Genomic DNA, 466 nt, shown 5'->3' on the forward strand with positions numbered 1-466 from the left:
GCCTTTCAAGTGGTCTACCTTCACTGCTGGTCCCGCTATGGATCACTGGCGGAGGTGGACCGGTTGTGGGGACCGGGTTCGGAGTCAGCGGGGGCCAGGCTCGGCGCAGTGTGGCCGCGTACGCCCGTTGCTCGCGCCCACAGTCTTCCTGCGTATCGCGACGAAGGTGTGAGCCGTCCCTTCGAGCTCATCGACCCGGCCCTCCGTGAGCTGATCGCGGAGGTGCGGCGGCTGGATCCTGACGCGAGGCTCCTTGACGTGCTCCTCGACACGTACTCGACACGCTATGCGCGTGGCGATGACTACTTCACGTCAAACGACCTGGCGTACCTCTTCGCGGGGCTGGCCGCTCCTCGAGGAGGCGAGATTGTTCGGGACCCGGTGTGCGGCAGCGGGCGACTGCTGCGCGCCGCCGCACACCGGGCTCGGGCACAGGGGGGTGAAGTGCGCTTGTCCGGTGCGGATA

At 67.4% G+C, this 466-nt stretch carries 1 protein-coding gene; it reads left to right on the forward strand.

Going from position 1 to position 466, the window contains the following annotated elements:
- Positions 1–168: 168 nt before the first annotated feature.
- The coding region (locus RNB18_RS51595; protein WP_311721006.1) for an N-6 DNA methylase at positions 169–466 on the forward strand (298 nt) is incomplete at its 3' end.

The sequence above is a fragment of the Streptomyces doebereineriae genome (assembly GCF_031845645.1).
GTDB classification, from domain to species: domain Bacteria; phylum Actinomycetota; class Actinomycetes; order Streptomycetales; family Streptomycetaceae; genus Streptomyces; species Streptomyces canus.